Below are 11732 nucleotides of genomic sequence, written 5' to 3' on the forward strand. Positions count from 1 at the left end.
CAGCACCGGCGGCGAGGCCGCCGCGATCGCCATCAAGACCACCGACACCGTGCACAAGACCGCGCAGGTCACCAGCCCGGCCGGCTGGACGGTCGGCGGCATGGCCAAGGGCGCGGGCATGCTCGCCCCGGGCCTGGCCACCATGCTGGTCGTGGTCACCACCGACGCCGTCGTCGAGGCCCCGCAGCTGGACGCCGCGCTGCGCGACGCCACCCGCACCACCTTCGACCGGGTCGACTCCGACGGCTGCATGTCCACCAACGACACGGTGCTGCTGCTCGCCTCCGGAGCCTCCGAGGTCGCCCCGGAGCAGGCCGAGTTCGCCGAGGCCGTGCGCGCCGTCTGCGCCGACCTGGCCCGCCGGCTGATCGGCGACGCCGAGGGCGCGTCCAAGGACATCCGGATCGACGTCGTGAACGCCGCCACCGAGGACGAGGCCGTCGACGTCGCCCGCACCATCTCCCGCAGCAACCTGCTCAAGTGCGCCATCCACGGCGAGGACCCCAACTGGGGCCGGGTGCTGTCCGCGATCGGCACCACCTCCGCCGCCTTCGACCCGGACCAGCTGGACGTCGCCATCAACGGCGTCTGGGTGTGCCGGAACGGCGGCGTCGGCGAGGACCGCGAGCTGGTCTCGATGAAGGGCCGCGAGGTCGTCATCACCGCAGACCTGAAGGCCGGCCGGGCCGACGCCAGCATCTGGACCAACGACCTGACCGCCGACTACGTCCACGAGAACAGCGCCTACTCCAGCTGACCCGGGGGAATCGACACAAGCCATGCAGATCGCACCCAAGGGCGAACAGGCCCGCAGCAACGCCGCCCTGCCCAAGGCCCGCACCCTGATCGAGGCGCTGCCCTGGCTGGAGCGCTTCCACGGCAAGACCGTCGTCATCAAGTTCGGCGGCAACGCCATGGTCGACGAGGACCTGAAGGCCGCCTTCGCCCAGGACGTGGTCTTCCTCCGCTACGCCGGACTGCACCCCGTCGTGGTGCACGGCGGCGGCCCGCAGATCAGCGCCCAGCTCGACAAGCTCGGCCTGGAGTCCTCGTTCACCGCCGGCCTGCGCGTCACCACCCCCGAGACCATGGACGTGGTCCGGATGGTGCTCGCCGGGCAGGTCCAGCGCGAACTCGTCGGCCTGCTCAACGCGCACGGCCCGTTCGCCGTCGGCATGACCGGCGAGGACGCCCACACCATGACCGCCGTCAAGCGCTACGCCGTGGTCGACGGCGAACAGGTCGACATCGGCCTGGTCGGCGACATCGTCAACATCGAGGCCGGCGCGGTCAAGGCGCTGATCGCCGACGGCCGGATCCCGGTGATCTCCTCGATCGCCCGCGGCGCCGACGGCCACATCTACAACATCAACGCCGACACCGCCGCCGCCGCGATGGCGGTCGCGCTCGGCGCGGAGATGCTGGTCGTGCTCACCGACGTCGAGGGCCTCTACAAGGACTGGCCGAACTCCGACGACGTGATCAGCCAGCTCAGCGCCTCCGAACTGGAGGAGATGCTGCCGACCCTGGCCAGCGGCATGCTCCCCAAGATGGAGGGCTGCCTGCGCGCCGTCCGCTCCGGCGTCGGCACCGCCCGGGTGCTCGACGGCCGGGTCCAGCACAGCCTGCTGCTGGAGATCTTCACCGACGAGGGCATCGGCACCATGGTCGTGCCCGACGACGAGACCACCGTCCTGGGGGGCCTGGCATGAGCGACGAACCGACCGGCAACGCGGCCATCACCGCGCGGTACCAGCACACCCTGATGCACAACTACGGCACCCCGCGGATCCCGCTGGTGCGCGGCGAGGGCGCCCTGCTGTGGGACGCCGACGGCAACGAGTACCTCGACCTGGTCGGCGGCATCGCCGTCAACGCGCTCGGCACCGCGCACCCCGCGATCGTCGAGGCCGTCACCGGGCAGATCGCCACCCTCGGCCACGTCTCCAACCTGTTCATGGCCGAGCCGACCATCCAACTCGCCGAGAAGCTCGTCGAGTTGGCCGGCCGACCGGCCCGGGTGTTCTTCTGCAACTCCGGCGCCGAGGCCAACGAGGCCGCCTTCAAGATCTCCCGGCTGACCGGCCGCACCCACCTGGTCTCCGTCCAGGGCGCCTTCCACGGCCGCACCATGGGCGCCCTCGCGCTGACCGCCCAGCCCGCCAAGCAGGACCCGTTCAAGCCGCTCCCCGGCGACGTCACGCACGTCCCGCTCGGCGACGTCGAGGCCCTGCGGCAGGCCGTCACCACCGACACCGCCGCCGTCTTCCTGGAGCCCATCCAGGGCGAGAACGGCGCCGTCCCGCTGCCCGAGGGCTACCTGCGGGCCGCCCGGGAGATCACCCGCGCCACCGGCACCCTGCTGGTCCTGGACGAGATCCAGACCGGCATCGGCCGCACCGGCCACTGGTACGCCCACCAGGCCGAGGACGGCGCCGACCCGGACATCGTCACCCTCGCCAAGGGCCTCGGCGGCGGCCTGCCGATCGGCGCCGTCCTCGCCTTCGGCGACACCGCCGAACTGCTCGCCCCCGGCCAGCACGGCACCACCTTCGGCGGCAACCCCGTGGTCGCCGCCGCCGGCCTCGCCGTGCTGCGCACCATCGAGGAACAGGGCCTGCTGGAGCACGCCGCGAAGCTCGGCGAGCGCCTGCGTCACGGCATCGAGGCGATCGGCGACCCGCTGGTCGCGCAGGTGCGCGGCAAGGGCCTGCTGCTGGGCATCGTGCTGACGCAGCCCGTCGCCGGCCAGGTCCAGGCCGCCGCGCAGGACGCCGGCTTCCTGGTCAACGCGGCCGTTCCGGACGCCGTCCGGCTGGTCCCGCCGCTGATCCTCACCGAGGAACAGGCCGACCGCTTCCTCGCCGCGCTGCCCGCGATCCTCCGAACGGTCCGCGAAACCGCCCCCGGCGCGAACAGCTGAGCGTCTTTCAGGAGAATCTTCAGTTATGACCGAACCCCGCCCCGAGTCGCCCACGGCAGGCCCCACGCCGCAGGTCCCGCAGACCCGCGCCGCACGCCACCGCCGGATCGTGGACCTACTGACCCGTCAGCCCGTCCGTTCCCAGAGCCAGCTGGCCAAGCTGCTCGCCGACGACGGACTCGTGGTCACCCAGGCCACCCTCTCCCGGGACCTGGACGAACTCGGTGCGGTGAAGATCCGCAACCGGGACGGCGCGCTCATCTACGCCGTCCCGGCCGAGGGCGGCGACCGCACCCCGCGCGCCCCCATGGGCGAGTCCGCCAGCGAGGCCAAGATGGCCCGACTGGCGGGCGAGCTGATGGTCTCCGCGACCGCCTCCGGCAACCTGGTCGTGCTGCGCACCCCGCCCGGCGCCGCCCAGTTCCTGGCCTCCGCGATCGACACCGCCGAGGTGTTCGAGATCATCGGCACCATCGCCGGCGACGACACCGTGCTGCTGATCAGCCGTGACGCGGCCGGCGGGCAGGCGCTCGCGGACCACCTGATGCAGCTCGCCCAGGCCAAGTCGCAGTAGCCCCCCACCTCTTTCTCGTCCCACTGAGTGCCACCGGTTTGGCAATGCATACGCACTCGTGCATACTTATGCCTAACGCCGCATGAAACCTGTACTGAAGGAGAAAGCCGTGACTGAGCGCGTCGTACTCGCCTACTCGGGCGGTCTGGACACGTCCGTCTGCATCGGCTGGATCGCCGAGGAGACCGGCGCCGAGGTCATCGCCGTCGCGGTCGACGTCGGCCAGGGCGGCGAGGACCTGGAGGTCATCCGCCAGCGCGCCCTCGACTGCGGCGCCGTCGAGGCCGAGGTCGCCGACGCCCGCGACGAGTTCGCGAACGAGTACTGCCTGCCGGCCCTCAAGGCCAACGCCCTCTACCAGGGCCAGTACCCGCTGGTCTCCGCGCTGTCCCGCCCGGTGATCGTCAAGCACCTGGTCGCCGCCGCGCAGAAGCACGGCGCCACCACCGTCGCCCACGGCTGCACCGGCAAGGGCAACGACCAGGTCCGCTTCGAGGTCGGCATCCAGTCGCTGGCCCCGAACCTGAAGTGCATCGCCCCGGTCCGCGACTACGCGATGACCCGCGACAAGGCGATCGCCTTCGCCGAGGCCAAGAACCTCCCGATCGTCACCACCAAGAAGAACCCGTACTCGATCGACCAGAACGTCTTCGGCCGCGCCGTCGAGACCGGCTTCCTGGAAGACATCTGGAACGCCCCGATCGAGGACGTCTACGAGTACACCCAGAACCCGGCCACCCCGCGCGAGGCCGACGAGGTCGTCATCACCTTCGACGCCGGCGTCCCGGTCGCCATCGACGGCCGCAAGGTCTCCGTCCTGCAGGCCATCGAGGAGCTGAACAAGCGGGCCGGCGCCCAGGGCATCGGCCGCCTCGACATGGTCGAGGACCGCCTGGTCGGCATCAAGTCCCGCGAGATCTACGAGGCCCCCGGCGCGATCGCCCTGATCACCGCCCACCAGGCCCTGGAGAACGTCACCGTCGAGCGCGAACTCGCCCGCTACAAGCGGCAGGTCGAGCAGCGCTGGGCCGAGCTGGTCTACGACGGCCTGTGGTTCTCCCCGCTCAAGCGCGCCCTGGACGGCTTCGTCAACGAGGCCAACCAGGCCGTCTCCGGCGAGATCCGGATGGTCCTGCACGGCGGCCGCGCCGTCGTCAACGGCCGCAAGTCGGACCAGTCGCTGTACGACTTCAACCTCGCCACCTACGACACCGGCGACACCTTCGACCAGTCCATGTCCAAGGGCTTCATCGAGATCTTCGGCATGTCCTCGAAGATCGCCGCCCGCCGCGACCTGGCCTGATCACCCCCGTTCCACCCGCCCCGGCCGCAGTTCGCGGCCGGGGCACCGCCACAGCACTTGAAGGAGCCCACGCGATGACCGCCTCCCAGCCCGCAGACGTCCGCCTCTGGGGCGCGCGCTTCGCCGACGGCCCCTCCGAGGCCCTCGCCAAGCTCTCCGCCTCCGTCCACTTCGACTGGCGGCTCGCCCCCTACGACATCGCCGGCTCCAAGGCCCACGCCCGGGTCCTGCACAAGGCGGGCCTGCTCAGCGAGGACGAGCTCACCGGCATGCTGGCCGGACTCGACCAGCTGCTCGCCGACGTCGAGTCCGGCGCGTTCGTCGGCACCGTCGCCGACGAGGACGTGCACACCGCCCTGGAGCGCGGCCTGCTGGAGCGCCTCGGCGCCGACCTCGGCGGCAAGCTGCGGGCCGGCCGCTCGCGCAACGACCAGATCGCCACGCTGTTCCGGATGTACCTGCGCGACCACGCCAGGACCATCGGCGCGCTGATCCTCGACCTCCAGCACGCCCTGGTCGGCCTCGCCGAGGCCCACCCGACCACCGCGATGCCCGGCCGCACCCACCTCCAGCACGCCCAGCCCGTGCTGTTCGCCCACCACGTGCTCGCCCACGTCCAGTCGCTGGGCCGGGACGCCGAGCGGCTGCGCCAGTGGGACACCCGCACCGCCGTCTCCCCGTACGGTTCGGGCGCGCTGGCCGGCTCCTCGCTGGGCCTCGACCCGCAGGCCGTCGCCGCCGAACTCGGCTTCGAGCGCGGCTCGGTGGGCAATTCCATCGACGGCACCGCCTCGCGCGACTTCGTCGCCGAGTTCGCCTTCGTCACCGCGATGATCGGCATCAACCTCTCGCGGATCGCGGAGGAGATCATCATCTGGAACACCAAGGAGTTCGGCTTCATCACGCTGCACGACGCCTTCTCCACCGGGTCGTCGATCATGCCGCAGAAGAAGAACCCCGACATCGCGGAGCTCGCCCGCGGCAAGTCCGGCCGCCTGATCGGCAACCTGACCGGCCTGCTCGCCACCCTGAAGGCGCTCCCGCTCGCGTACAACCGCGACCTCCAGGAGGACAAGGAGCCGGTCTTCGACTCCTGCGACACCCTCGAGGTCCTGCTCCCCGCCTTCACCGGCATGATCGCCACCCTCACCGTGCACCGCGAGCGCCTCGAGGAGCTGGCCCCGGCCGGCTTCTCGCTGGCCACCGACATCGCCGAGTGGCTGGTCAAGCAGGGCGTCCCGTTCCGCGTCGCCCACGAGGTGGCCGGCGCCTGCGTCAAGGTCTGCGAGGCCGAGGGCATCGAGCTGTCCGACCTGACGGACGAGCAGTTCGCCGCCATCTCCGCCCACCTGACCCCGGCCGTCCGCAGCGTCCTCTCCGTCCACGGCGCGATCGCCTCCCGCAACGGCCGCGGCGGCACCGCCCCCTCGGCGGTCGCCGTGCAGCTCAGCGAGATCAAGCAGGACCTGGCCGTCCAGCAGGCCTGGATCGGCTGAGCACCTCGCTGCCGGGCGGGCTCCTCGGGACGTGGAGAGGGGGGCCATGACGACCCGGGCGGCCTACGGCACGGTGTCCGGCCTGCTGATGGCGGGTGAGGCGCCGGCTCCGGGGGAGAACCCCGGCGGCGACGGGCCGGCGGGGCTGGTCGTCGCGGCCCTTGACCGGCTGGGCCGGACCATCGGCCTGGCCGTGCTGGTCACCCTCGCCGGGGCCGCGTGGAGGTGGGGTCCGGTGTCGAAGGCCACCGGCCGGGAGCGGCGCCGGACGCGCTGACGCGGTGCCGTCCCCGCCCCGCGGCACGCCGGGATTCCCGGCGAAGACCGTGTACGGATCACCGGGTCCGCGCAGGCCCTGCGGCGGGAGCGCGGGTGGCGTGCGTCACCCGGTGGCCGGTCCACGCCGGGGCGGGCCGGGCGGGGCGGCCCTAGGCTGAGTCCATGGCCGACGCAGCCGTGGCGCTTGCCGAGGGGTTCCGGGGGCAGATCGTGGTGCCCGGGGACGAGGAGTACGACCGGGCGCGGGGGGTGTGGAACGCGGCGGTGGACCGCCGGCCCGACGTGATCGCGCGGTGCACCGGCGTCGCGGACGTGCTGCAGGCCGTCGCGGTGGCCCGGGAGCACGGCCTGCCGGTGGCGGTCCGCGGCGCGGGGCACAGCGTGGCGGGGCTGGGGACGGGCGAGGGCGCGATGCTGATCGACCTGTCCGGCCTCACCGGGGTGCGGGTGGACCCGGAGCGCCGGACCGCCCGGGCGCAGCCGGGGGCGACCTGGGGCGGGTTCGACCACGAGACGCAGGCGTTCGGGCTGGCCACGCCCGGCGCGCCGTACTCGGCGGCGGGCATCGCCGGGACCACGCTCGGCGGCGGCATCGGCTGGCTGACCCGGACGTACGGCCTGACCTGCGACAACCTGGTGGAGGCGGACGTGGTGACCGCCGAAGGCCGGCTGCTGACGGCGAGCGCGGCCTCGCATCCGGAGCTGTTCGCGGGGCTGCGCGGCGGCGGCGGGAACTTCGGGGTGGTCACCTCGTTCACGTACCGGCTGCACCGGGTGGGCCCGCACGTGCTGTGCGGGGCGCTGTACCTGCCCAGGGAGGCGCTGGCGGCGACGGTGGCGGCGGTGCGGGACTTCATGGCGCAGGCCCCCGACGGGCTGACGGTGGCGTGCGAGTTCGGCCGTCCCCACGGGGTGCCGGAGCTGCCGGCCGGGACTGCGGTGCGGATCGGCCTGTGCTGGGCCGGCCGGGCGGACCGCGGCCGGGAGGTGGTGGCGCCGCTGCGCGCGCTGCCGGGCGTGGTCGCGGACACCGTGCAGACCCGCCCGTACACGCTGTGGCAGCAGATGCTGGACACCGGCCGGGGGCCGGGGGCGGGGGTGTTCGGCCGGTCGGAGTTCCTGTCGGTGCTGGACGGCGCGGCGATCGACCGGCTGGCGGAGCAGGTGGCCGCGCTGCCCTCGCCGGACGCCCACGCGCAACTGGCGTTCCTGGGCGGCGCGGTGGCCCGGGTGGGCGCGGAGGACAGCGCGTACACCTACCGGCAGGCCCCGTACCTGCTGAGCGCGGTGGGCCGCTGGACGACCGGCCCGGCGGAGCCGCAGGTGGCGTGGGTGCGGCAGTGCCTGGAGGCGATGCGGCCGTTCTCCTCGGGCGGGGCGTACGTGAACCTGATGGGCCTGGAGGGGCAGGGCCGGGTGGTGGAGGCGTACGGGCTGGCGAAGTACGAGCGGCTGGTGGCGCTGAAGGACCGCTACGACCCGGGGAACCTGTTCCGGGTGAACCAGAACATCCGTCCGAGCGGCTGACGGGTGGTCCGGGCGGTGCGGGCGTGACGCTCGCCACGTCGGCGTCCGGGAGGTTGAGAAGAGTGGTCGCCTGGGTAGAGCGGTGGCGAACGTCTCTCTTGACGGTCGCCCGACCGCCCGGATACTGACCGTGAGCGCGTCGGTTCCGGCCTCTCGGACCACCGTCCGGTGGGACGCGTCGCGCTTTTCCCGGGCCGGGCCGATCCCCGTCCGGGCACACCTCGGACAAGGCCGGTGCCAGACCCTCACTCGCGTGCGCCGGGCGATTGACGATGGAGGCCCCATCCATGGGCATGAGTGTGATCATCGCAGCGGCACGACCGGATGAAGCGGAGCAGATCCTCAAGCTCCAGTACCTCGGCTACCAGAGCGAGGCGGAGCTCTACAGCGACTGGGCGCTCGAACCGCTGACCCAGAGCCTGGAGAGCCTCCAGGCCGAACTCGCCGAGCACCGCTCCCTGGTGGCCCGCCTGGGCGACGAGGTGGTCGGCGCGGTGCGCGGCTGGGTGGACGAGGCCGGCGTCGGCCAGATCGGCCGCCTGGTGGTGCACCCGCGGATGCAGCGGCACGGCCTGGGCCGTCGCCTGCTGACCGCGCTGGAGGCGAAGCTCGCCGAGGACGGCGCCACCCGTTTCGAGCTGTTCACCGGCCACCGCAGCCTCGGCAACCTGCGGCTGTATCGCAGCCTCGGCTACCACGAGACCGACGTGCGCGAGGTCTCCCGCCGGCTGTCGATCGTCACCCTGGCCAAGCCCGGCGAGGCCTCGCTGGCGGCCTGAACCACCCCCGCGGCACCCGGCCCGGACACGGGTCGGGTGCCGCAGTGCTTGTCCCGCAAGGGTCGTGTCCACATATCGGACAGCACGTCCTGGGCATTGGGACGTTCACCAAATGTCTGATTTACTGGGTTCCATGACCACGACGACGACATGCATCCCCACCGGCGCGACGCCGGCAGGTGAGCGAAGCATGCGCCGTCGAATGTGTTGTCGCTGAGAGCTCTGCCCAGCCCCCGCTGACGTCCCGTCCGCCCGATGACCCGTCCAGGCCGCGCCCCGCGCGACCCGGTCGGCCGGCGGCCGTGACCGACACGACGCCAGCCCCCGATCTTCCTCCCGGCACCAGGTGCCGTTCCCTGCATTGGCGCGGATGCCCGCACGGTCGTCCGCCGACGAACAAACGGAAGCAGCTGTGATCACCACCAAGGACCTGACCAAGGTCTACCGTTCCCGGGGCCGCGACGTCCTGGCGCTGGACAGCGTCGACCTGCACGTGCAGGAGGGCGAAGTGTTCGGGGTCGTCGGCACCAGCGGCGCCGGCAAGTCCACCCTGATCCGGTGCGTCAACCTGCTGGAGCGCCCCACCTCCGGCACCGTCACCGTCGACGGCGTCGAACTGACCGCGCTGTCCGGCAGCGAGCAGCGGGCCGGCCGCGAACTGCGCGAGGCCCGTCGGCGGATCGGCATGGTCTTCCAGCACTTCAACCTGCTCTCCTCGCGCACCGTGCAGCAGAACGTCGAACTGCCGCTGGAGATCATCGGCCTGGACCGGCACGACCGCCGCCGCAAGGCCGCCGAACTGCTCGACCTGGTCGGCCTCGCCGACAAGGCCGGCAGCTACCCCGGCCAGCTGTCCGGCGGCCAGAAGCAGCGGGTCGGCATCGCCCGCGCCCTGGCCGGCGACCCCAAGGTGCTGCTCTCCGACGAGGCGACCAGCGCCCTCGACCCGGAGACCACCCGCTCGATCCTGCAGCTGCTGCGCGATCTCAACCAGCAGCTCGGCCTCACCGTGCTGCTGATCACCCACGAGATGGACGTCATCAAGTCGGTCTGCGACTCCGCGGCGCTGATGCGCGGCGGCAAGGTCGTGGAGAGCGGCCGGCTCACCGACCTGCTCGCGGACGGCCACTCGCGGATCGCCCGCGACCTGTTCCCGCTCGGCGACTTCGGCTCCGGGCAGGCCGATCGCACCGTCCTGGAGATCACCTTCCAGGGGGACGCGCCCGCCCAGCCGTTCGTCTCCCAGCTGGCCCGCACCTACCAGATCGACATCAACATCCTCGGCGCCGCCGTGGAGACCATCGCCGGCCGCCTGGTCGGCCGGATGCGGGTCGAACTGCCCGGCAGCCACACCGACAACGTGGTGCCGATCGGCTACCTGCGCCAACAGGGACTCCAGGTGGACGTCCTCGACCTGTCGAACGGAGTGGCGGCATGACCTGGGAACGGATGCAGGAACTGATGTGGCCCGCCACCTGGGAGACCCTCGGCATGGTCGGCATCGCCGGCCTCGCCACCCTGGTGATCGGCCTGCCGCTCGGACTGCTGCTGGTGCTCACCGACAAGGGCGGCCTGCTGCAGAACGTCGCCGTCAACCGGGTGCTCGGGGTGATCGTCAACGTCGGACGCTCCATCCCGTTCATCATCCTGATCGTCGCGGTGATCCCGTTCACCAAGCTGTTCACCGGCACCTCGCTCGGCTGGCAGGCCGCCACCGTCCCGCTCGCCATCGGCGCCATCCCGTTCTTCGCCCGGCTGGTGGAGACCGCGCTGCGCGAGGTCGACGGCGGTCTGATCGAGGCGCTCAAGGCGATGGGCGCCGGCACCGGCGCCATCGTCCGCAAGACCCTGCTGCCGGAGAGCCTGCCCTCGCTGGTCTCCGCCGTCACCACCACGCTGATCGCGCTGATCGGCTACTCCACCATGGCCGGCGTGGTCGGCGGCGGCGGGCTCGGCGACCTCGCCGTCCGCTACGGCTACCAGCGCTTCGAGACCGCCTTCATGTGGGTCATCGTCGCCGAACTCGTGATCATCGTCACCGTGCTGCAGCTGCTCGGCGACCTGACCGCCCGCCGGCTCTCCCGCCGCGGCGACTACCGCAGCCCGCTGAGCCTCTTCCGCCCGCGGAAGGCAGCGAAGGCCGCGCCGCGCGCCGAGAAGACCGAGGCGGTCGAAGAGGACCTCGTCTCCTCCCCCTGACCACCGCTCCCCACCAGGAGCGGTCCCCGGCCCACCAGGGCCGTTCGCACCCGCAGAAAGGCACTTTTCGTGCGTAAGTTTCTGAAGACCACCGTCCTGACCGCCACCGCCGCCGGGCTCGTGGTCGGCGTCACCGCCTGCTCCAGCGGCAGCTCCGACTCCGGCGCCGCGGCCGACCCGAACAAGCCCCTCGTGGTCGCCGCCAGCGCCACCCCGCACGCGCAGATCCTCAAGTTCGTGCAGGACAACCTGGCGTCCCAGGCCGGCCTCAAGCTGGACGTCAAGGAGGTCAGCGACTACGTGACCCCCAACACCTCGGTCCAGGACGGGTCCGCGGACGCGAACTTCTTCCAGCACCAGCCGTACCTCGACGACTTCAACAAGAAGAACGGCACCGACCTGGTCTCCGTCGAGACCGTCCACCTGGAGCCGCTCGGCGTCTACTCCAAGAAGGTCAAGAGCCTCGCCGACCTCAAGGACGGCGCCCAGGTCTCCGTCCCCAGCGACGCCACCAACGAGGCCCGTGCCCTCAAGCTGCTGGCCGACAACAACCTCATCACCCTCAAGGACGGCGCCGGCACCGCCGCCACCGCCGACGACATCGCCTCCAACCCCAAGCACCTGAAGATCAAGGAGCTGGAGGCCGCCCAGC

General features: G+C 71.9%; 12 protein-coding genes. All 12 read left to right on the forward strand.

Features of this window, described 5'->3' with window-relative positions; translation table 11 throughout:
* Positions 1 to 757: bifunctional ornithine acetyltransferase/N-acetylglutamate synthase (locus tag IEZ12_RS38555; protein WP_229847624.1), on the forward strand; the 757-nt coding region annotated here is incomplete at its 5' end.
* A gap of 22 nt (positions 758 to 779) precedes the next feature.
* Entirely contained in the window at positions 780 to 1712 is a 933-nt protein-coding gene (gene argB, locus IEZ12_RS17435; protein WP_189272840.1) for an acetylglutamate kinase, read from the forward strand.
* Positions 1709 to 2923 (forward strand): acetylornithine transaminase, encoded by a 1215-nt coding sequence (locus IEZ12_RS17440; protein WP_189272841.1) that lies wholly within the window; start codon positions 1709 to 1711, stop codon positions 2921 to 2923. Before argB ends, IEZ12_RS17440 begins: the two co-directional genes overlap by 4 nt.
* Positions 2924 to 2948: 25 nt before the next feature.
* Complete coding sequence (locus IEZ12_RS17445) at positions 2949 to 3497, forward strand: arginine repressor (RefSeq protein ID WP_043908648.1); 549 nt, start codon at positions 2949 to 2951, stop codon at positions 3495 to 3497.
* A gap of 109 nt (positions 3498 to 3606) precedes the next feature.
* Positions 3607 to 4800 carry an argininosuccinate synthase gene (locus tag IEZ12_RS17450; protein WP_043908647.1) on the forward strand — a complete coding sequence of 398 codons (1194 nt, stop codon included), beginning with the start codon at positions 3607 to 3609 and terminating at the stop codon, positions 4798 to 4800.
* Between the two features lie 74 nt (positions 4801 to 4874).
* Positions 4875 to 6296 (forward strand): argininosuccinate lyase, encoded by a 1422-nt coding sequence (gene argH, locus IEZ12_RS17455; RefSeq protein ID WP_189272842.1) that lies wholly within the window; start codon positions 4875 to 4877, stop codon positions 6294 to 6296.
* 46 nt (positions 6297 to 6342) lie between these two features.
* On the forward strand, positions 6343 to 6573 hold the full coding sequence (locus IEZ12_RS17460; protein WP_189272843.1) for a hypothetical protein: 231 nt from the start codon (positions 6343 to 6345) through the stop codon (positions 6571 to 6573).
* A 164-nt stretch (positions 6574 to 6737) separates the two neighbouring features.
* Positions 6738 to 8102 (forward strand): FAD-binding oxidoreductase, encoded by a 1365-nt coding sequence (locus IEZ12_RS17465; RefSeq protein ID WP_189272844.1) that lies wholly within the window; start codon positions 6738 to 6740, stop codon positions 8100 to 8102.
* Positions 8103 to 8389: 287 nt separating this feature from the next.
* Complete coding sequence (locus tag IEZ12_RS17470) at positions 8390 to 8881, forward strand: GNAT family N-acetyltransferase (protein WP_189272845.1); 492 nt, start codon at positions 8390 to 8392, stop codon at positions 8879 to 8881.
* A 412-nt stretch (positions 8882 to 9293) separates the two neighbouring features.
* Positions 9294 to 10319 (forward strand): methionine ABC transporter ATP-binding protein, encoded by a 1026-nt coding sequence (locus tag IEZ12_RS17475; protein WP_189272846.1) that lies wholly within the window; start codon positions 9294 to 9296, stop codon positions 10317 to 10319.
* Entirely contained in the window at positions 10316 to 11080 is a 765-nt protein-coding gene (locus IEZ12_RS17480; RefSeq protein WP_189272847.1) for a methionine ABC transporter permease, read from the forward strand. The genes IEZ12_RS17475 and IEZ12_RS17480 overlap by 4 nt, the downstream gene beginning before the upstream one ends.
* 69 nt (positions 11081 to 11149) lie before the next feature.
* The coding region (locus IEZ12_RS17485; protein WP_229847625.1) for a MetQ/NlpA family ABC transporter substrate-binding protein at positions 11150 to 11732 on the forward strand (583 nt) is incomplete at its 3' end.

It is taken from the genome of Kitasatospora griseola (genome assembly GCF_014648555.1).
Lineage (GTDB): Bacteria > Actinomycetota > Actinomycetes > Streptomycetales > Streptomycetaceae > Kitasatospora > Kitasatospora griseola.

Excerpts from the sequence above, each read along its gene's own strand:
- IEZ12_RS17480 (WP_189272847.1), top strand. The coding sequence starts at position 10,316 with ATGACCTGGGAACGGATGCAGGAACTGATGTGGCCCGCCACCTGGGAG.
- IEZ12_RS17465 (WP_189272844.1), top strand. The coding sequence starts at position 6,738 with ATGGCCGACGCAGCCGTGGCGCTTGCCGAGGGGTTCCGGGGGCAGATC.
- IEZ12_RS17470 (WP_189272845.1), top strand. The coding sequence starts at position 8,390 with ATGGGCATGAGTGTGATCATCGCAGCGGCACGACCGGATGAAGCGGAG.
- IEZ12_RS17460 (WP_189272843.1), top strand. The coding sequence starts at position 6,343 with ATGACGACCCGGGCGGCCTACGGCACGGTGTCCGGCCTGCTGATGGCG.
- IEZ12_RS17440 (WP_189272841.1), top strand. The coding sequence starts at position 1,709 with ATGAGCGACGAACCGACCGGCAACGCGGCCATCACCGCGCGGTACCAG.
- IEZ12_RS17445 (WP_043908648.1), top strand. The coding sequence starts at position 2,949 with ATGACCGAACCCCGCCCCGAGTCGCCCACGGCAGGCCCCACGCCGCAG.
- argB (WP_189272840.1), top strand. The coding sequence starts at position 780 with ATGCAGATCGCACCCAAGGGCGAACAGGCCCGCAGCAACGCCGCCCTG.
- argH (WP_189272842.1), top strand. The coding sequence starts at position 4,875 with ATGACCGCCTCCCAGCCCGCAGACGTCCGCCTCTGGGGCGCGCGCTTC.